Origin of the sequence: Kurthia senegalensis (genome assembly GCF_000285595.1) — a bacterium.
Taxonomy (GTDB): domain Bacteria; phylum Bacillota; class Bacilli; order Bacillales_A; family Planococcaceae; genus Kurthia; species Kurthia senegalensis.
On record NZ_HE611070.1, the window covers coordinates 120,640 to 141,179 of the forward strand.

The 20,540-nt window shown below is 36.9% G+C and carries 17 protein-coding genes and 1 pseudogene; 7 read left to right on the top strand and 11 right to left on the bottom strand.

Going from position 1 to position 20,540, the window contains the following annotated elements; translation table 11 throughout:
• Positions 1–24 precede the first annotated feature (24 nt).
• The 11 genes and pseudogenes from KSHG_RS14030 to rpmH form a co-directional block, all read right to left on the bottom strand.
• On the bottom strand, positions 25–225 hold the full coding sequence (locus KSHG_RS14030; protein WP_010308294.1) for a DUF951 domain-containing protein: 201 nt from the start codon (positions 223–225) through the stop codon (positions 25–27).
• Positions 225–1,118 carry a mechanosensitive ion channel family protein gene (locus KSHG_RS14035; RefSeq protein ID WP_010308297.1) on the bottom strand — a complete coding sequence of 298 codons (894 nt, stop codon included), beginning with the start codon at positions 1,116–1,118 and terminating at the stop codon, positions 225–227. The genes KSHG_RS14030 and KSHG_RS14035 overlap by 1 nt, the downstream gene beginning before the upstream one ends.
• A gap of 123 nt (positions 1,119–1,241) precedes the next feature.
• On the bottom strand, positions 1,242–1,958 hold the full coding sequence (locus KSHG_RS14040) for a DUF554 domain-containing protein (protein WP_010308300.1): 717 nt from the start codon (positions 1,956–1,958) through the stop codon (positions 1,242–1,244).
• A pseudogene (locus tag KSHG_RS17110) lies at positions 1,958–2,778 on the bottom strand (ParB/RepB/Spo0J family partition protein). The gene KSHG_RS14040 and the pseudogene KSHG_RS17110 overlap by 1 nt, the downstream one beginning before the upstream one ends.
• Before the next feature lie 129 nt (positions 2,779–2,907).
• Complete coding sequence (noc, locus tag KSHG_RS14050; protein WP_010308308.1) at positions 2,908–3,780, bottom strand: nucleoid occlusion protein; 873 nt, start codon at positions 3,778–3,780, stop codon at positions 2,908–2,910.
• Positions 3,781–3,929: 149 nt separating this feature from the next.
• Positions 3,930–4,646, bottom strand: coding sequence for a 16S rRNA (guanine(527)-N(7))-methyltransferase RsmG (gene rsmG, locus KSHG_RS14055; protein ID WP_010308311.1), 717 nt, complete (start codon positions 4,644–4,646; stop codon positions 3,930–3,932).
• A gap of 54 nt (positions 4,647–4,700) precedes the next feature.
• On the bottom strand, positions 4,701–6,578 hold the full coding sequence (gene mnmG / locus KSHG_RS14060) for a tRNA uridine-5-carboxymethylaminomethyl(34) synthesis enzyme MnmG (RefSeq protein WP_010308315.1): 1,878 nt from the start codon (positions 6,576–6,578) through the stop codon (positions 4,701–4,703).
• 37 nt (positions 6,579–6,615) lie between these two features.
• A complete protein-coding gene (mnmE, locus tag KSHG_RS14065) occupies positions 6,616–8,001 on the bottom strand; it encodes a tRNA uridine-5-carboxymethylaminomethyl(34) synthesis GTPase MnmE (RefSeq protein ID WP_010308318.1) in 1,386 nt (461 codons plus the stop codon).
• Between the two features lie 181 nt (positions 8,002–8,182).
• Positions 8,183–9,019, bottom strand: coding sequence for an RNA-binding cell elongation regulator Jag/EloR (gene jag / locus KSHG_RS14070; protein ID WP_010308322.1), 837 nt, complete (start codon positions 9,017–9,019; stop codon positions 8,183–8,185).
• Between the two features lie 53 nt (positions 9,020–9,072).
• A complete protein-coding gene (gene rnpA, locus KSHG_RS14075; protein WP_010308327.1) occupies positions 9,073–9,453 on the bottom strand; it encodes a ribonuclease P protein component in 381 nt (126 codons plus the stop codon).
• A 163-nt stretch (positions 9,454–9,616) separates the two neighbouring features.
• Positions 9,617–9,751 (bottom strand): 50S ribosomal protein L34, encoded by a 135-nt coding sequence (gene rpmH, locus KSHG_RS14080; RefSeq protein ID WP_010290586.1) that lies wholly within the window; start codon positions 9,749–9,751, stop codon positions 9,617–9,619.
• 554 nt (positions 9,752–10,305) lie between these two features.
• Between rpmH and dnaA the strand changes: the two genes are divergently transcribed.
• The 7 genes from dnaA to KSHG_RS14115 all read left to right on the top strand — a co-directional run bounded on the left by dnaA (position 10,306) and on the right by KSHG_RS14115 (position 20,282).
• Positions 10,306–11,652 carry a chromosomal replication initiator protein DnaA gene (gene dnaA / locus KSHG_RS14085; protein ID WP_010308331.1) on the top strand — a complete coding sequence of 449 codons (1,347 nt, stop codon included), beginning with the start codon at positions 10,306–10,308 and terminating at the stop codon, positions 11,650–11,652.
• Positions 11,653–11,834: 182 nt separating this feature from the next.
• Positions 11,835–12,971 (top strand): DNA polymerase III subunit beta, encoded by a 1,137-nt coding sequence (gene dnaN, locus KSHG_RS14090; RefSeq protein WP_010308337.1) that lies wholly within the window; start codon positions 11,835–11,837, stop codon positions 12,969–12,971.
• Between the two features lie 169 nt (positions 12,972–13,140).
• On the top strand, positions 13,141–13,359 hold the full coding sequence (gene yaaA / locus KSHG_RS14095) for a S4 domain-containing protein YaaA (RefSeq protein WP_010308340.1): 219 nt from the start codon (positions 13,141–13,143) through the stop codon (positions 13,357–13,359).
• Positions 13,360–13,363: 4 nt separating this feature from the next.
• Positions 13,364–14,479 (top strand): DNA replication/repair protein RecF, encoded by a 1,116-nt coding sequence (gene recF, locus KSHG_RS14100; RefSeq protein WP_010308343.1) that lies wholly within the window; start codon positions 13,364–13,366, stop codon positions 14,477–14,479.
• A gap of 63 nt (positions 14,480–14,542) precedes the next feature.
• On the top strand, positions 14,543–16,462 hold the full coding sequence (gene gyrB / locus KSHG_RS14105; RefSeq protein ID WP_010308345.1) for a DNA topoisomerase (ATP-hydrolyzing) subunit B: 1,920 nt from the start codon (positions 14,543–14,545) through the stop codon (positions 16,460–16,462).
• A 25-nt stretch (positions 16,463–16,487) separates the two neighbouring features.
• Positions 16,488–18,980, top strand: a complete 2,493-nt coding sequence (gene gyrA / locus KSHG_RS14110) for a DNA gyrase subunit A (protein ID WP_010308347.1) — start codon at positions 16,488–16,490, stop codon at positions 18,978–18,980.
• A 147-nt stretch (positions 18,981–19,127) separates the two neighbouring features.
• Entirely contained in the window at positions 19,128–20,282 is a 1,155-nt protein-coding gene (locus KSHG_RS14115; protein ID WP_235728386.1) for an HD-GYP domain-containing protein, read from the top strand.
• The last annotated feature ends 258 nt before the right edge of the window (positions 20,283–20,540 follow it).

The following is a 20,540-nucleotide window of genomic DNA, read 5'->3' on the forward strand; positions in this document are numbered from 1 at the left end:
ATTTTTAGACACGTAAAAGTCTATTTATTGTTCCGGTGCTGCTATGAGCACTTTTTTTAATTTCTTTTCGAATTCTCGACGAGGAATTAATACGCTATGCTGACATCCAGTACATTTAATGCGAATGTCTGCGCCTAGTCGAATGATTTTCCAAGCATTCACACCACAAGGATGCGCTTTTTTCATTTCAACGACGTCATTTAAATTATACGTTTTCGCTTCCACTATTCTTCGTCCTCCTCTATAACGGGGTTAGCCCCACGTTCATAAACCATCATCTTAGGATATGGAATGTCGATTCCATTCGTATCAAAAATTTCTTTCACATCACGACGAATACGACGTGATACACCGAAGTGTTGCATCGGTAACGTTTCAACAGATACTCGTAAAATAACTTCTGCCCCAACGACACTTTGGACACCGAGTAAAGTCGGTTCACCGACGATACTTTCTTCTAAATTAGGCAACGTTTTTAAATAGTCTTCAATGAGCGATTCCGCTTTTGCAATATCAGAACTATACGCCACACTAACGTCAATGACGGCTACTGAGTTGTTAATCGAATAGTTGACAACTTCTGTAATCGAACCATTTGGCACAATGTTAATTTCGCCAGATGCCCCTTTTATTTTCGTCGTACGTAAACCGATTTCAAGAACCGTTCCTTCAACTGCCGTCAGTTTAATATAATCGCCAACGCCGAATTGGTCTTCAAAAATAATAAAGAACCCTGTGATGACATCTTTCACTAAACTTTGTGCACCGAAACCGATTGCTAAACCGACAACCCCTGCACCGGCAACTAAACCAGCAATGTTAATGCCTAAAATCGACAAACATGCCATACCAGCCGCGAAGTATACTACATACGATACGATACTTTTAAGCAAACGCAACACAGTACGATAGCGACGCTCTGCATTATAACCTGTTTGAATTTTATCATTTAACGTCATACGGATATTAAATGCCTTTGTAATCGCTGCCTTCGCCACACGGACGATGACTAATGCAAGAACTACAATAAGCACAATTTTCAATGCATTTTCACCTAAAGTTGTCCACATCTTCTCATTTGATAACTTATTCATATAATAATTATAGATTTTCTCCAAAACGACATAATCTCCTCTTTTATCGTAATTGAAAACAGCTATTTACAATTCGTAAACAGCTGTTTAATCTAACTTTCATTATAGTAAAAATCCACGTCAATTTCGATTGATTTATTGATTTTATTATAGAACATATTGAATTGCCACAATAACGGCGACTACAAGCATCGCTGGTAACATATTCGCAACACGTATTTTCGTCAGTCCAAGCATATTAATGCCAAGAGCCATAATCATGACCCCACCAGTCGCTGTCAGTTGCTTAATAAACAAATCAAGCGCCTCTTGCGGAATAAACGAACTAATCACACCTGCACAAATCGCAATCATTCCTTCGTATAAAAAAGTAGGAATGGCCGCGAGCAATACACCAACGCCCATCGTAGAAGCTAAAATAATCGCGATAAATCCGTCGATAATACCTTTCGTAATGAGCACCGCATGGTCATTTCGTAAGCCGCTATCTAACGCGCCTAAAATGCCCATCGACCCGATAACGAAAATTAACGTTGCGGCTACAAATCCTTGAGCTAAACTATTTTCTTGATCTTTATTCGTAAATTTACCACCAATTTTTTGTTCCATCCATTCGCCAGACAGCTTCAAATAATTTTCAATATCGATGAGTTCACCGATAATCGTTCCGATGACTAAGCTCGCGATAATAATAATGAAATCATCACTTTGAATACCCATTTGAATGCCGAGCAATACGATTGCTAACGCAATGACGAGCATAACTGTTTCTTTTACACGTTCGGGGATGTTCTTCATCAACCGTCCAACGATCCCACAAACAAAAATTAATAAACCATCAATAAAAGCTCCTAATAAAATCACTATTCTTCACGACCTTTTAAAAGCGTTAAAATACGTTCCAAATCTTCATCAGAGAAAAAATCAATTTCGATTTTCCCTTTATTTTTCGTTGCAGTAATTTCAACGTTCGTTCCGAGTTGATCTCGTAACTGCTCTGAAATTTCCGCATAAAATAAATGCTGTAATGATTTCTTTTTCGTTCCACGTGGAACATCTTCATTCAACGTATGTACGTAGTTTTCAAGCTGACGTACATTCATTTGTTGTTCAATAACTTTACGCGCAACAATCGGAATCATTTTTTACGTTTAATACCAATCAATGCACGACCGTGCCCCATCGTTAACGCCCCTTCATCAACCATGCGTTGCACTTCTTCTGGCAACGTCAAGAGACGAACGTGATTCGCAATGTACGGACGGCTTTTCCCTAATCTTTCCGCTAATAATTCTTGTGTTAAGCCTAAATGATCCATTAACTTACGATAAGATTGTGCTTCTTCGATTGGCGTTAAATCTTCCCGCTGTAAATTTTCAATCGTTGCAAGTTCCATCATTTCTCGGTCGTTATATTGACGGACGACCGCTGGAATTTTAGCAATCAACGCTTTCTTCGTTGCTCTAAATCGTCGCTCCCCAGCAACAATCTCGTAAAAATTACCTGCTTGTCGTACGATAATCGGTTGCAAAATACCATGTTCCGTAATCGATTGTGACAATTCTTCCAAAGCCTCTTCGTTAAAAATGCGGCGTGGTTGAAATGGGTTGGCACGTATTTTTCGCACAGGAATATATTCAACAACATCTTGTTCTTTCAAATCGTTCAATGGATTTTCCCCCATCGTTCTTCCCCCTATTGATTTAAAATACATTTACACTCAGTTTAACAAAAAAATAACGTAATCTTTTCTTTTCCAACTAGTCAGAAAATAAACGTATTGAAAAAGAGCATCGCTAATTGCGATGCTCCGTTATGAATCATTATTTTTTTGACCCGGTTTCTTTTTAGGAATACGGACCGTTACTTGATAATATTCATCATTTTCTTCTTCTTGCGTGTCGATATCAATACCATTTTTATGAATAACAGATACAGATTCGCGAATCGTATTTAGCGCAAGTCGTACATCACGATGCACGATGCGACGAATACGTTTCTTTTTCGTCTTATTATTCGCTTCTAGCACTTGTTCGATACGCGTTTCTAATTGACGAACATTATAATCTTTTTCTAACGTTTCATTCAACAATTGCAGTTGTAATTTTTCTTCTTTTAAGGGAATTAATGCACGCGCATGACGTTCTGAAATCGAGCGATTTAAAATCGCTTGCTGCACGTCTTCTGGCAATTTCAACAGTCTTAATTTATTCGCAACTGTTGATTGCCCTTTCCCTAAACGTTCAGCAAGTGCACCTTGCGTTAGACCGTGCATTTCTAGCAACGTTTGATAAGCATGGGCTTCTTCAATCGCTGTTAATTCTTCTCGTTGAAGATTTTCAATTAATGCGACAGATGCCACATCATGTTCGTTCATTTCTCGAATTATCGCTGGTGCCTCTGTCCAATCTAGAGATTGCATTGCACGATAACGGCGTTCTCCTGCAATAATCTCAAACTCATCCTCACCAAATTTGCGAACGACAATTGGTTGAATTACACCGTGTAATTGAATTGTTTGTGCCAATTCTTCCAACTTTGCACTGTCAAAAATAGTTCTAGGTTGGTAACGATTGGGATGAATTTTTGAAATTGGAAGCTTCACAACTGTTTCATGATTTTGTACCGAGGCAATTTCTTCTACCTTCTCACTGCCGCCGAAAAATCGTGAAAAAGCACTTTTCATTAACAAGCACCACCTTTTCGATATTTGCTATTATCCATTATAGAGAATTTTCATTAAAAAAACATAAGAAAGTACAGAAAAAAATAAGAGTGCGTCACATTCTTGAAAAAAATGTTAGACGTCACTCTTATTTCAACATAGTTGAGAAATTATTGAATTGGCATTTTATTTGGCATACCTGGTTTACGAGGATATTTTTTCGGTGTTGTTTTTACTTTATCAAAAGTAAAAATAACGCGTTCACTTTCCTCTACTGGTAAAACGAAATTAAATTCTTTATTTAATTTTACGCCTAACACTGACAATGCCTTCTTCGCATCTTTTAATTCATCTTCGCCACTCGCTGCTTTCATCGCAACAAATTGACCGCCCTCTTTTACGAGAGGAATACAAAGCTCTGATAAAACAGACATACGTGCAACGGCACGAGCTGTTACTAAATCAAAGGCTTCACGGTATTTTGGATTGCGACCGAAGTCTTCCGCACGTGAATGAACAAAATTCATATTGCTTAAACCAAGTTCATCGCTTAAATGATTTAAAAATTGAATACGTTTGTTTAAAGAATCTACGATTGTGATTTGTAAGTGCGGGAAACAGATTTTAATTGGAATACTTGGGAAACCTGCACCTGCACCGACATCACATACTGATGTTACTTTCGTAAAATCAACATAGAACGCTGCACTAATTGAATCATAGAAGTGTTTTAAATAAACAGATGGTTGATCTGTAATCGCTGTTAAGTTCATTTTTTCATTCCACTCAACAAGCGTTTTAAAATACGTATCGAACTGTTGCTTTTGTTCTGTTGATAACTCAATACCTTTTTCTTTTAATGCTTCATAAAATTGTTCTTCGTTCATGTCGCTCTCCTTATTTATACACAGGTTCATCCACAGGCTGTGGATGAATCTATATTATACTTTTGCGATTTTTCCTTGTTCGATATAAACGAGCAAAATGGAAATATCTGCTGGGTTTACACCTGAAATACGAGATGCTTGTGCAACAGATAATGGACGTACATCTTTTAATTTTTCTTTCGCTTCTGTAGCGATTCCGTTAATTGCATCGTAATCGATGTTTTCTGGAATTTTTTTGTTTTCCATTTTTTTCATCTTCGCAACTTGTTGCATCGCTTTTTCAATATATCCTTCATATTTCACTTGAATTTCAACTTGTTCACGTACTTCTTCTTCCAATTCAGGAGCGTCTGTAATTTGTGCGATGAATTCATAGTCTAATTCAGGACGTTTTAATAACTCAATCCCACGAATACCATCTTTTAATGGACTACTGCCTAGCTCTGCTAACTGATCATTAATTGCGCGTGGTTTAATAGCAAAGTCGCGTAAACGTTGGATTTCCGCTTCTACTTTTGCTTTTTTCGCTTCAAATTTATTGAAACGTTCTTCAGAAATAAGACCCACTTTAAATGCTTTTTCAGTTAAACGCATATCTGCATTATCGTGACGTAGTAATAAACGATATTCCGCACGAGATGTTAATAAACGGTACGGTTCGCTCGTGCCTTTCGTTACTAAATCGTCAATTAGAACGCCGATATATGCATCAGAACGATCTAAAATAATTTCTTCTTTGCCTACTGCACGAGCAGCTGCATTAATACCAGCCATCATACCTTGACCAGCAGCTTCTTCATAGCCTGAAGTACCGTTAATTTGTCCAGCTGTGTATAAGTTTTGAATACGTTTCGTTTCAAGTGTTGGCCATAATTGAGTCGGCACGATTGCATCGTACTCAATTGCATAACCAGCACGCATCATTTCAGCTTTTTCTAAACCTGGAATCGTTTCAAGCATTTTAAGTTGTACGTGTTCTGGAAGACTTGTTGATAATCCTTGTACGTACACTTCTTCTGTATTACGACCTTCTGGCTCTAAGAAAAGTTGGTGACGTGGTTTATCCGCAAAACGGACAATTTTTGTTTCAATTGATGGGCAATAACGAGGACCTGTCCCTACAATGACACCTGTGTACATTGGTGATTGGTCTAAGTTATCATTAATCACTTGGTGTGTTGCTTCACTCGTATATGTTAACCAGCAAGGGATTTGATCCGTAATGAATTCAGTTGTTTCAAAGCTGAATGCGCGTGGTTCTGGATCCCCTGGTTGAATTTCAGTTTTAGAATAGTCGATTGTTTTACTGTTTACACGTGGTGGTGTACCTGTTTTAAAACGTACTAAATCAAAACCTAACTCTTTTAAGTTATCCGCTAATTTAATTGATGGTTGTTGGTTGTTTGGACCTGAAGAATATTTCAAATCGCCGATAATGATTTCACCGCGTAAAAAAGTACCTGTCGTAATAACGACAGATTTCGCGCGATATACAGCACCTGTTTGTGTAATAACACCAACGACTGTCCCGTCTTCGATAATTAATTCATCAACCATGCCTTGTGTAATTTTTAAGTTATCTTGTTGTTCAAGAAGTTGTTTCATTGCATGTTGGTATTGGAATTTATCAGCTTGCGCACGTAATGCACGTACTGCTGGGCCTTTCCCTGTATTCAACATACGCATTTGGATATGTGTTTTATCAATGATTTTACCCATTGCGCCACCCATTGCGTCGATTTCACGAACGACAATCCCTTTTGCTGGACCCCCAACAGACGGATTACATGGCATAAATGCGATCATATCTAGGTTAATTGTTAATACTAATGTTTTCGCGCCCATACGTGCTGAGGCATATGCGGCTTCTACGCCTGCATGACCTGCACCGACAACGATTACGTCAAACGTGCCTGCTTCATAAGTGTGCATGACTCGTAATACTTCCCTTCTATTTCAAAAATATATGTTATTTTCCTAAGCAGAATTGAGAGAACAATTGATTAATTAGTTCATCTTGAACGGTTTCACCGATAATTTCGCCAAGAATTTCCCAAGAGCGTGTCAAGTCCATTTGGATCATATCTACAGGAATCCCTGCTTCCGCTGCTTGGATTGCATCTTGAATGCGATCTTTTGCTTGGTGTAATAATGCGATGTGACGCGCATTTGAAACGTATGTTGGATCTTCCGCTTCCACTTGACCTGAGAAGAATAAAGAAGCAATTGCTTCTTCTAATTTCTCGATACCTTCATCTTGTAAAATCGATGTCGTAATGACATGATGACCTGCAGCAATTTCTCGCACGCGATCTAAATCGATTTTTTGAGGTAAGTCTGTTTTGTTTACGACCACGATGTAGTTCATATCTTGAACGGTTTCAAATAAGCGTTCATCTTCAGGGCTAAGCACTTCATTGTAGTTCATTAAAAGAAGTGTTAAATCCGCATCGCGTAAAGCTTCGCGAGAACGTTCTACACCAATTCGTTCAACGATATCTTCCGTTTCACGAATACCAGCTGTATCCACAAGGCGAAGCGGAACGCCACGAACGTTGACATACTCTTCAATAATATCACGAGTCGTACCTGCTACGTCCGTAACAATCGCTTTATTTTCTTGTACTAAATTATTTAAAAGTGAAGATTTACCAACGTTTGGACGACCTAAAATTACCGTCGATAAGCCTTCACGTAAAATTTTACCTTGAGAAGATGTATTTAAAAGGCGTGTAATTTCTTTTTCGACCCATGAACAATTTTTGATCATAAGAGGAATCGTTACTTCTTCCACATCATCGTATTCTGGATAGTCAATATTCACTTCAACTTGTGCCAATACTTCTAAAATAGATTGGCGAAGCGATTTAATTAAGCGTGATAATTTACCGTCCATTTGACCGAGTGCTACATTCATCGCACGATCTGTTTTTGCACGAATTAAATCCATAACAGCTTCCGCTTGAGATAAATCGATACGACCATTTAAAAAGGCACGTTTCGTAAATTCTCCCGGTTCAGCCATGCGTGCACCATTACGAAGAACTAATTGTAAAACACGATTGACTGTAACAAGTCCCCCGTGACAGTTAATTTCTACGACATCTTCACGCGTAAATGTTTTAGGTCCGCGCATAAGAGATAACATCACTTCCTCCACAACTTCACCTGTATCTACTTCTTTCAGATGACCGTAATGAATAGTATGTGATGTTTGTTCTACTAATTTTTTACCGCTCGGTGAATGAAAAACTTTATCGGCAATTTCAACTGCTTGATCCCCACTTAATCGAACGATAGCAATCGCGCCTTCTCCCATAGGAGTAGATATCGCGGCAATTGTATCAAATTCCATAAAGACTACCTCCTGATTCATAGTTATCCACATGTGCATAAGTTATTTTCTAACTTATGATTTTAACATAAACAGCCCACACACTACAGTAAGCTGTTTACAGGAATATTTTTCCTTTAAACAATAATAAAAGCCCTTCTCAAAAAATGAGAAGGACTCTTTCACAATCCTTGTTTGCATTTTATAAAACTGGTTCAATCACAAGATGACGACGGTTTTTATCGCCTTCTGAATACGTATCTACATCGAGACGTTTCGCCAACGCATGGTGCATAACTTTGCGTTCACTTGATGGCATTGGCTCTAACACGACAGCTTTTCTTGTTCGAATTGCTTTGTCAGCCATATTATTCGCTAATTCAATCAATGATTGTTCGCGACGTTCTCTGTAATTTTCCACGTCTAGCTCTACCATATAGAAATGATCCGTGTACTTGTAAACGACAAGTTGCGTTAGCTGTTGCAAGGCATTAATCGTTTGGCCTCTTTTGCCAATTAAAACAGCAGCTTTTTTGCTACGTAAATTAATTTTCAAAAGTTTACCTTTGATTTCTTGAAGATCCATTTGAAGATCTTCAATACCCATACCTAAAGCTATATCATTTAAATATTTTTGGACGTGTTCAATCGTTTCACGATTGTCGTATTTAGAACTTTTTGCTTCAGAAGTAGCACTAGTTAGTACCATTTCTTCTGAAGGAGCTTGTTCCGTCATCACTTGTTGCGAATCCTCATCAGTTTTTGAAACTTCCGAGGGTTCAGTTGACTCGAATAGTTGCGTTTTAACATGTTGTTGCTGTTCATCATTCGCTGCTAACGATTGATCCACAACCTTTTCCGAAGAAACCGGTTTTAAAGTTGCTTTCACAATCGCCTTTTTAGCACCAAATCCGAAAAAACCTTTTTTGGGTTGCTGTATAACGATAATATCCACGAGATCTTCCGTTGTTTGTAACTCCGTAAGCGCCAGTTGAATAGCTTTTTCTACAGTTTTCCCAATTTGAGTTGCTTGTTTCATGTAAAGCCCTCCTCAATTCAGGTCATTCTTATGCAAAAAATTGCACATGAATACTAATCTATTTTAGCATGTTTCGAACGATTCGCTCCACTAGTTCTTTTCAAAACTTTTGCGATTTTCAAGACGTGTTCTAGACTTTTCTTTGTTTGGAAAAAGTCCATTGCGGCCGCCGGTTTACGGGCGATAATAACATAATCCATCTCCTGTACAAGCTCATGATCCAATTCATGAAATGCTTGACGAATATGACGTTTGACTTGGTTACGCTGTACGGCATTCCCAACTTTTTTGTTTAAGGATAAGCCGATACGAAATTGCTTCTGCTCTTCTTTCGATAAACAGTACACAACAAATTGGCGGTTTGCGAAAGATTTCCCTTTTTTAAATACCTTTTGGAAATCTACGTTCTTTTTCACCCTACGTTGTTTCTTCATCTTTCTTATTCCCTCCATTATTTATATAGAAGAAAATAGTCCTAATACCATTGAAAGACGTCCCCATTCAGACCTTTTGGGAACGTCTTTCTTCTTCTTCCTCTTTTTAACTTGTTAACCCAAGCTCTTTAAAGAAAAAAGACCACTGAATTGGTCAGTGGACTTATGCTGATAAGACTTTACGGCCTTTACGACGGCGAGCTGCTAATACGCGGCGACCGTTTTTAGTAGCCATACGTGCGCGGAAACCGTGTACTTTACTATGTTTACGTTTTTTCGGTTGGTATGTGCGTTTCATTATATACACCTCCTATTGCATGAAAGTCTATTAAAAAAATACATTACAGACAGTCCTTGCTATTATAGTTGCTTATACTGTTTTTTGTCAAGTTCGTTTTGTATAAAACTTTTTATTTAAATGTAATGCATTGGATCTTTTTCTATGTTAAAGTTATGCACATTCCTCTCAAAAAAACTTCATTTTCCTTGGATAACTTTGTGTATATATTTCTTCCTCTTTTTACGTTATTCACAACACTTATCAACAGCTTATACACAAACTAACAGCCTGTGGATAAATTCGATATGAATATTTATGCACCCTGTGGATAACTATCTCAAACTATTGATTTAATTGCATTTTACTGTTAATATATTTGTGTATATATCTGTTGATAACTAGTTTTATACATTTTTTGTCCACAATATCCACAGCCTGTGGATAACATTTATACACAGGCTGTTTATATTTATTTTAACAGGTTGTGGATATTGTGGATAACTGTTATGATATCCAATAGAGTATTTTAATTTTTCAATCGCACTATTTTTTTAAGAAAAGGAGACGCCAGCTTGGATCATTTAGATGAATTATGGGAAAAAGTTTTATCTGAAGCACAAGAAAAAATCTCTAAACCAAGCTTTGAAACTTGGTTAAAGTCTACGAAGTTACTCGCATACAATGGTGATGCAGTAACAGTTGTTGCACCGAATTCATTTACACGTGAATGGCTAGAAAACCATTACATTCCTTTAATTGTTTCTATATTAGAGGAACTAACTGGTGAGACGCTAAAAATCCGTTTTATCGTGCAACAAGATGCTGACTTAGAAGAGATTGAGTTGCAATCAAAAAAACTTCCTCCTGAAGAAAAAGAGGAAGTAATATTTGATCAATCGACAATGTTAAACACAAAAAATACGTTTGATACATTCGTCATTGGTTCTGGGAACCGCTTTGCACACGCCGCTTCTCTAGCAGTTGCCGAGGCCCCAGCAAAAGCATACAATCCTCTATTTATATATGGAGGAGTTGGCCTTGGTAAAACACATTTAATGCACGCAATAGGTCATTATGTGTTGGAACATAATCCAAAAGCGAAGGTCGTATACTTATCTTCTGAAAAATTCACCAATGAGTTCATTAACTCTATTCGTGACAACAAAACAGAAGAATTTCGTAACAAATACCGTAAAGTAGACGTTCTATTAATTGATGATATTCAATTTTTAGCAGGAAAAGAATCAACGCAAGAAGAATTTTTCCATACGTTTAACACCTTACACGGTGAATCCAAACAAATTATTATCTCAAGTGATCGCCCACCGAAAGAAATTCCAACATTAGAAGATCGCTTACGCTCTCGTTTTGAATGGGGTCTTATTACAGATATTGCACCACCTGATTTGGAAACACGTATCGCGATTCTTCGTAAAAAAGCAATTGCTGACGATTTAAACGTTCCAAATGAAGTGATGATGGCTATCGCAAACCAAATTGACTCCAATATTCGTGAGTTAGAAGGGGCTTTAACACGTGTTGTAGCTTATTCTTCTCTCGTTGGTGAAACAATCACACCAGATTTAGCTGCGCGCGCATTAAAAAACATTATTCCAGAAGGTAAACCACTTACACTACGGATTAGTGATATTCAACGTGCTGTCGCAGAGTATTATCATATTCAAATTGAAGACTTTGCTGCTAAAAAGCGTACGAAAACAATCGCTTTTCCACGCCAAGTCGCAATGTATTTATCACGTGAACTGACAGACAACTCGCTACCTAAAATTGGCGATGAGTTTGGTGGGCGTGATCATACAACTGTTTTGCACGCACATGAAAAAATAGGTACGCTTTTAAAGAGTGATGCTTTGCTTCAAGAAGATGTAAAACAAATTAAAGTTACTTTAGGTCAATAAGAGCCTGTGGATAACTTGTGGATAATTCTTTGAGTTATACACAAAGTTATACACATATTATCAACAAGACAAATGTACTTATATCATGCTTTCAAGGTACTTATCCACAGTATCCACAGGCCCTATTACTATAACTTCTTTTAAATAATAAATAATATATTAGTAAGTGAGGTCTTTAAATTATGAAATTTACTATTTTACGTGAACAATTATTAAATGGTGTAAATGACGTTTTAAAAGCTGTCAGTTCAAAAACAACAATTCCAATTTTAACTGGTATTAAATTAGATGCTTCTAAAGAAGGTTTAACATTAACAGGTAGTGATGCGGATATTACAATTCAAGTATTTATTCCAACTGAAAAAGATGGAGAAGAATTAATCCAAGTAACAACGCCAGGTTCAATCGTATTACAAGCACGTATGTTCAATGAGATTGTTCGTAAGTTACCTACAAAAGATGTTGAAATTGAAGTGTTAGAAAATTATCAAACACGTATTCGTTCTGGTAAATCAGATTTCCACTTAATCGGCTTAGATGCAGCGGAATATCCAATGACTCCAGATATTAATAAAGATCACCAATTTACATTAGCTGCAGATTTACTAAAACAAATTATTCGTGAAACTGTATTTGCTGTTTCAACGAGTGAATCACGTCCTGTTCTTACAGGGGTAAATTGGCAAATTAAAGAAGAGGGACTAGTTTGTGTTGCTACAGATAGTCACCGTCTTGCACGTCGTAAAGTAGCATTAGAAAATTTACCAACAGATGTAAGCAGCGTTGCGATTCCAGGTAAGAGCTTAAATGAATTAAGCAAAGTATTACCAGATGATCAAACAGCTGTGGATATTTACTTAAACAATCAACAAGTTTTATTCAAAACAAATGATTTAGTATTCTACTCACGTTTATTAGAAGGAAATTATCCTGATACATTACGTTTAATTCCAGATGAATACCAAACAAACATCACAGTAAACGGCAAAGAATTACTACAAGCAATCGACCGTGCATCATTATTAGCACGTGGCGATCGTAACAATGTCGTTCGTTTATCAACTGTGGATAACGAAACAATTGAGATTTCTTCAAATTCACCTGAAATCGGTAAAGTTGAAGAGCAAGTTCAAGTTGCATCGTTCACAGGGGAAGATTTACGTATTTCATTCAGTGCTAAATTCATGATGGATGCGTTAAAAGCAATTGATGGTCAAGAAGTAGTCGTACAATTCACAGGTCCAATGCGTCCATTTATTTTACGTTCTGTTCATGACGATGCGATTTTACAATTAATTTTACCTGTTCGTACGTACTAATCCACAGTATCCACAGATGCCTGTGGATAGTTGGTTAGTTATACACAACAACTAAAAATAAAAATTGAAAGAAGATAGGCGAACGTATATGCCTATCTTCTTTTTACTTATAGCCGAAAATTAGGTACAATAAAGAAATAATGAGCAAAAAATGTAGAGGATGAAAACAGTGAAAACAATTAACATTAAAGATGAATTCGTAACACTTGGTCAATTTTTAAAATTAGCTGATATTATTAGTTCTGGTGGACAAGCGAAATGGTTTTTACAAGAATACGAAGTTTATGTAAATGATGAGTTTGAAGATCGTCGAGGACGTAAATTGTACGTAGGTGATGAAATCGATATTCCTGGCACAGGCCAATTTGAAATTGCTGCTGGAGAATAGATAGATGTATATCGAGCATCTGAAGCTAATTAATTATCGAAATTACGATACAGCTGAGTTAACGTTCTCACCAAAAATTAATGTTTTTATCGGTGAAAATGCCCAAGGGAAAACCAATGTTATGGAAGCAATTTATGTGCTTGCAATGGCAAAATCTCATCGATCATCAAATGAGAAAGAATTAATACGATGGGATGCAGATTATGGTAAAATAGAAGGTGACATTCAAAAGAAATATGGTCACCTCCCGTTGGAATTAATCATTTCAAAAAAAGGTAAAAAAGCAAAAGTAAATCACTTAGAGCAAAGCCGCTTAAGTGATTATGTGGGACAAATGAATGTTGTCATGTTTGCACCTGAAGATTTAACAGTCGTAAAAGGCAGTCCACAAGTTAGAAGACGTTTTTTAGATATGGAAATTGGTCAAATTTCACCGGTATATTTGCATGATCTTCTAACGTTCCAAAAGATTTTAAAGCAGCGTAACCATTTGCTGAAACAAAGTCGTGGAAAAATGCCAGATGCTACGCTATTTGATATTTATACAGAACAGTATGTACAAGCAGCAGTAAAAGTTATTCGCAAGCGATTTGAGTTTATGGAGCTTTTGCAACAATGGGCATATCCGATACACTTTGGTATTTCAAGAGAGCTTGAGAAACTCGAAATACAGTATCGCCCTGTTAGCGGATTGGAGCGAGATTTTACAGAGCAGCAAATGTGCGAACATTTATTGCAAAAATTAAAAGAACAACAACAACGAGAATTAGAGCGGGGTGTAACGCTCGTTGGCCCTCACCGTGATGATTTAGCCTTTTTTGTAAATGGTTATGATGTTCAAACATACGGTTCACAAGGGCAACAACGTACAACCGCCTTATCATTAAAATTGGCTGAAATCGAACTGATTCGCCAAGAAACAGGTGAATCGCCCATTTTATTATTGGATGATGTTCTGTCAGAATTGGACGATTATCGCCAATCACATTTATTAAACACAATTCAAGATAAAGTCCAAACGTTCGTTACGACGACAAGCGTGGATGGAATTGAGCACAAAACGATACGTGAAGCGAAGATGTTTCATGTGAAACAAGGTTCTGTAGACACGCAAGAATAGTGTGTTTTCAGAGCCTTATACTATTAGATATATGTTCCTCATGAAAGGGTAGGTGGAGTAATAATGGCAGAAGAAACAAAGCCAGTCGCATATGATGCTGACCAGATACAAGTATTAGAAGGCCTAGAAGCTGTTCGTAAACGTCCAGGTATGTATATCGGTTCTACAAGCTCTAAAGGTCTTCACCATTTAGTATGGGAAATTGTCGATAACAGTATCGATGAAGCGTTAGCAGGATTCGCTACAGACATTGTTGTAGCCATCGAAAAAGATAACTGGATTCGTGTAGAAGATAACGGTCGTGGTATTCCAGTAGATACGCAAGAAAAAGTTGGGAAACCCGCAGTAGAAGTAATTATGACTGTATTACATGCCGGTGGTAAATTCGGCGGTGGCGGATATAAAGTATCAGGTGGACTTCATGGTGTAGGTGCTTCTGTTGTAAATGCATTATCTACACAAACAATCGTTCAAGTACACCGCGACGGTCATATTCATGAAATTAAATTTGAGCGTGGTCAAACTGTTCAAGAATTAAAAGTAATTGGGGATACGGACCATAATGGTACGACAACACGCTTTAAAGCCGATCCAGAAATTTTTAAGGAAACGACAGTTTATGAGTTCGATATTTTAGCGCATCGCGTTCGAGAATTAGCTTATTTAAACCGTGGTATTCGTATTTCTATTATTGATGAGCGTGAAGGACAAGAACGCCGTAGTGATTATCATTATGAAGGCGGTATTAAATCGTACGTTGAACATATTAACGAAAAGAAAGAACCTATTCATGAAGCAATCGATTTAAAAGGTGAAAAAGATGGCATTTCTATTGAAATCGCTATGCAATATAACTCAGGATTCGCAACGAATATTTTTTCTTTCGCCAACAATATTAATACGTATGAAGGCGGTACTCACGAATCAGGATTTAAAACTGCTTTAACACGTGTCATCAATGATTATGCACGTAAAAATAGTTTATTAAAATCTGCGGATGCTAACCTTTCTGGGGAAGACGTTCGTGAAGGTTTAGTAGCTATTGTGTCTATTAAACACCCAGATCCTCAATTTGAAGGTCAAACGAAAACGAAATTAGGAAACTCTGAAGTAAGTACGATTACGAATTCATTGTTCTCTGAGCATTTCGAACGTTTCCTTTTAGAAAACCCAACAGTTGCTCGTACGATTGTTGATAAAGGTTTAATCGCTTCTCGTGCACGTGTTGCAGCGAAAAAAGCGCGTGAAATGACACGTCGTAAATCTGCCCTAGAAGTTTCAAGCTTACCAGGTAAATTAGCAGACTGTTCATCTCGTCATCCTGAAGAATGTGAAATTTATATCGTAGAAGGTGACTCTGCAGGTGGTTCTGCAAAATCAGGTCGTGATCGTCACTTCCAAGCAATTTTGCCACTTCGAGGTAAAATTTTAAACGTTGAAAAAGCACGTTTAGATCGTATCCTTTCAAATGCAGAGATTCGTGCTATGATCACAGCAATTGGTACAGGAATCGGAGAAGAATTCAATTTAGAAAAAGCGCGTTATCATAAGATCGTTATTATGACCGATGCTGATGTCGATGGCGCACATATTCGTACATTACTATTAACATTCTTCTTCCGCTTCATGCGTCCACTTATTGAAGCTGGCTACGTGTATATTGCACAGCCACCACTTTATCAAGTCAAACAAGGGAAACATTTAGAGTATTGCTACTCAGATGCGGAACTACAAGAAATTTTAAGCGGTCTTTCACAACAACCGAAACCAATGGTACAACGATACAAAGGTCTTGGCGAAATGAATGCAGACCAATTATGGGATACAACAATGGATCCAGAACACCGCGTTTTATTACAAGTTGAATTAGACGATGCGTTAGAAGCAGATCGTGCTTTTGAAGATTTAATGGGCGATGATGTAGAACCACGTCGTAAATTCATCCATGAAAACGCAGTGTACGTAGAGAATTTAGATATTTAGTTGAAGCGAAGGGAGGTCACATACATTGACTGAAAATAACAAACCCGGTGTAAAGGGTGTAAATATTACAAAGACAATTAAGACGGCATTTTTAGATTATGCGATGAGTGTTATCGTATCTCGTGCCTTACCAGATGTACGTGACGGTTTAAAACCAGTACAACGCCGTATTTTATACGGAATGCAAGAATTAGGCAGTGCTTCAGATAAACCTTACAAAAAATCAGCACGTATCGTTGGGGACGTAATGGGTAAGTATCACCCGCATGGTGACTCATCTATTTATGAAGCAATGGTACGTATGGCGCAAGATTTCAGTTATCGTTATATGCTCGTTGATGGTCACGGGAACTTTGGTTCTGTCGATGGTGACGGTGCAGCCGCAATGCGTTATACCGAATCACGTATGTCTAAAATTTCAATGGAAATGCTACGTGACATTAACAAAAATACGATTGACTACAAAGATAACTACGATGGTAATGAAAAAGAACCAGTCGTATTGCCAGCACGTTATCCAAACCTTTTAGTTAATGGTGCTTCAGGTATTGCTGTAGGTATGGCAACAAACATCCCGCCTCATCAATTAGGTGAAGTAATTGACGGCGTATTAGCTATTTCTGAAAACCCAGCTATCACAACAGAAGAACTAATGGAAATTATTCCAGGACCAGATTTCCCTACTGGCGGTATTATTTTAGGACGCAGCGGTATTCGCCAAGCGTACGAAACAGGCCGCGGTTCAATTCTTGTTCGAGCTAAAGTGGAAATCGAAGAACGTCCAAGTGGTAAAGAAGTTATTGTTATTCATGAACTTCCTTATCAAGTGAACAAAGCAAAATTAATTGAAAAAATTGCAGAGCTTGTTCGCGATAAAAAAATTGATGGTATTACGAATATCCGTGATGAATCTGACCGTAATGGTATGCGTGTTACAATTGATGTGCGTAAAGATGCGAACGGTAATGTCGTATTAAATAACTTATTTAAACAAACAGCAATGCAATCTAGCTTTGGTATTAATACACTAGCTCTTGTAAATGGTCAGCCTCAAACATTAAGTTTGAAAGAGTGTTTATACCACTACTTAGAACATCAAAAAGAAGTGATTCGTCGTCGTACAGAATTCGAATTAAAAAAAGCAGAAGATCGTGCACATATTTTAGAAGGTTTACGTATTGCACTTGATCATATCGATCAAATTATCGCTTTAATTCGTGGTTCTCAAACAGCAGATGTTGCAAAACGTGGCTTAGTAGAGCAATTCTCTTTAAGCGAACGCCAAGCACAAGCTATTTTAGACATGCGTTTACAACGTTTAACAGGCTTAGAGCGCGATAAAATCGAAGCAGAATACAATGAATTAATGGCCCTTATTAATAAATTGCGTAGCATTTTAGCAGATGAAGCGAAAATTATCGAAATCATCCATACAGAACTTATTGAAATTCGTGAAAAATTCAATGATGCACGTCGTACAGAAATTGTTGCAGGTGGTGCAGGTATGATCGAGGATGAAGATTTAATTCCTCGTGAAAATTCAGTTCTTACATTAACACACAATGGTTACATCAAACGTTTACCGGCGAATACATATCGCAGCCAACGTCGTGGTGGCCGTGGTGTACAAGGTATGGGCACGCACTCAGATGATTTCGTAGAACATTTACTTTATACTTCTACCCATGACACGATTTTATTCTTTACTTCAAAAGGTAAAACATTCAAAGCGAAAGGCTATGAAATTCCTGAGTTTGGTCGTACAGCGAAAGGGTTACCGATCGTCAACTTACTAAATGTTGATAAAGAAGAAAAAGTAACAGCGATGATTCGCGTTCCTTCCTATGAAGAAGATGCTTACTTCATCTTTACAACACGTACAGGTGTAACGAAACGTACATCATTATCACAATTCGCAAACATCCGTACGAACGGTTTAATTGCGGTATCATTACGTGAAGATGATGAACTAATTGCTGTTCGTTTAACAGATGGTACGAAAGATATTGTCATCGGTACACGAAACGGTATGCTCGTTCGTTTCAAAGAATCAGATATCCGTCCAATGGGTCGTACAGCAGGTGGTGTACGAGGTATTCGCTTAAAAGGCGATGACTACGTCGTTGGTATGGAAATTTTAGAAGAAAACCAAGAAGTATTAGTCGTAACAGAAAATGGTTACGGTAAACGTACTGGTGAAGAAGAATATCGTTTACAAACTCGTGGCGGTGTAGGTATTAAAACTTGTCAGATTACAGATAAAAACGGTCCACTCGTTGCGGTGAAAACAGTAATAGGTGAAGAAGATGTTATGTTAATTACGGATAACGGTATGTTAATTCGTATGGACGTTGCAGATATTTCAGTAATCGGACGTAGTACACAAGGTGTTCGTTTAATTCGTTTAGCAGACGGTGAGCATGTAGCGACTGTTGCTAAAGTAGAAAAAGAAGAACCAGAAGAAGAAATTGATGAATCATTAGATGATGAAACAGTAGCATCTGAAGATCAAGACTAATAAATAAAAAGCAGTACTCTTCGGAGTACTGCTTTTTTTATGCTTTGTTAATGAATAAATTGTATCTTTTAAACTAAATAATTACAATAATAGTGAAAAAGTAATGGTTATGTGATAAGATACTATTGTCCTATAAAGAAGGAAAAAATGAAAAAAAGCAAAAAAAATAAAACATTTGCTCTAAAAAGATTGAAGAAGGTGCTGAAAATGGAAGGAATGTTAACGAAAGTTTCTGAAATACGCTTAGGTAGTTTGGTATCTGAAGATGTTATGGGGAATACACAATTTCCTCTTATTGATAAAGGAACGAAGATTACGCGAGAACATTTACAAGTTTTAAATGCATTTCAAATTGCGAAAGTAAAAATTCTTTATGCAACTAGTCATAATGAAGATGAAGTACGTGAAGAGTATGTACAACAGTTAGAACAAACCTTTAATAAACCATTAGCACCTTTTAAAAGAAGATATAAAGAAGCTGTAGACCTTTATAAGTTAGAATTTCAAAGCTGGGAAGCTGGCTCGAAAATTGATATTCCGAAACTTCGTGAAGTGATGTTGCCTCTATTAGAAGATGTTTTACGCAACCGAGTACGTATTTTTACATTAAATGAATATTCAAATGCAAAAGACTACTTGTATAATCACGCTATTTCAACGTCACTAATAGCAGCAGTCATTGCTCAAAAGATGAATTACGTAAAAGGGGATGTTATTCAATTAGCGATGGCTGCTCTTGTAGCAGATTGTGGAATGTCAAAAATTTCTTCTAAAATTCGAGATAAGGCAGGTTCCTTAACGAAAGAAGAATTTGCAGAAATTAAAATGCATCCAAAAGAAAGTTTGTTAATGGTAAAAGATTTAGTACTAATTAAAAATAATATGAAGACAGCAATTTTTCAGCATCATGAAAGATTAGATGGTAGTGGCTATCCATGTCGGTCGAATGGAAATACTATTAATATAGAAGCGCATGTTATGGCGGTAGCTGATATTTTTCATGCTATGACATGTGAACGCGTATATAAACGTGCAGATTCTCCTTTTAAAGTCATTGAAATGATTCAACAAGAAGAGTTTGGCAAGTTCCATATTAAACCTGTTCAAGCCCTTTTGAACTGTGTAGCAGATTTTGGGTTAGGAACGAATGTTGAACTATCAAATAAATCTATAGGACAAATTGTTTTTGTAAACACAAATAATCCAACAAGACCAGTTATTAAAATCGCTGGTTTTGAAGAAACAATCGATCTTTCAAAAAATAAAAGTATTTATATTGAAAAGATAATTACAAAAGAATAATGATTTTGATTCAATATCTATTTATCGAATTGCTACAAAGCCTATTTTAAAAGCTTTTTAAAGATTTATTTATATGTTTATAAATTATTTTAAAAAAATAGTTGACTTCTTTTTATAATATAATATATAATAAATTACGTTGATTGAGTTGTTCGAAAGAACAGTATCAAAAAACAAAAAGTTTTTTTAAAAAATACTTGTTATTTTTTAAAAAAATGTTATTATATATAAGTCGTCAAGAACGACATATGATGAACC

Bases quoted from the DNA above. Each gene is read 5' to 3' on its own strand.
- rpmH (WP_010290586.1), bottom strand. From the start codon at position 9,751: ATGAAACGCACATACCAACCGAAAAAACGTAAACATAGTAAAGTACAC.
- gyrB (WP_010308345.1), top strand. From the start codon at position 14,543: ATGGCAGAAGAAACAAAGCCAGTCGCATATGATGCTGACCAGATACAA.
- mnmG (WP_010308315.1), bottom strand. From the start codon at position 6,578: ATGCACACTTATGAAGCAGGCACGTTTGACGTAATCGTTGTCGGTGCA.
- mnmE (WP_010308318.1), bottom strand. From the start codon at position 8,001: ATGGAATTTGATACAATTGCCGCGATATCTACTCCTATGGGAGAAGGC.
- KSHG_RS14115 (WP_235728386.1), top strand. From the start codon at position 19,128: ATGAAAAAAAGCAAAAAAAATAAAACATTTGCTCTAAAAAGATTGAAG.
- rsmG (WP_010308311.1), bottom strand. From the start codon at position 4,646: ATGAACGAAGAACAATTTTATGAAGCATTAAAAGAAAAAGGTATTGAG.
- rnpA (WP_010308327.1), bottom strand. From the start codon at position 9,453: ATGAAGAAACAACGTAGGGTGAAAAAGAACGTAGATTTCCAAAAGGTA.
- jag (WP_010308322.1), bottom strand. From the start codon at position 9,019: ATGAAACAAGCAACTCAAATTGGGAAAACTGTAGAAAAAGCTATTCAA.
- recF (WP_010308343.1), top strand. From the start codon at position 13,364: ATGTATATCGAGCATCTGAAGCTAATTAATTATCGAAATTACGATACA.
- noc (WP_010308308.1), bottom strand. From the start codon at position 3,780: ATGAAAAGTGCTTTTTCACGATTTTTCGGCGGCAGTGAGAAGGTAGAA.
- dnaN (WP_010308337.1), top strand. From the start codon at position 11,835: ATGAAATTTACTATTTTACGTGAACAATTATTAAATGGTGTAAATGAC.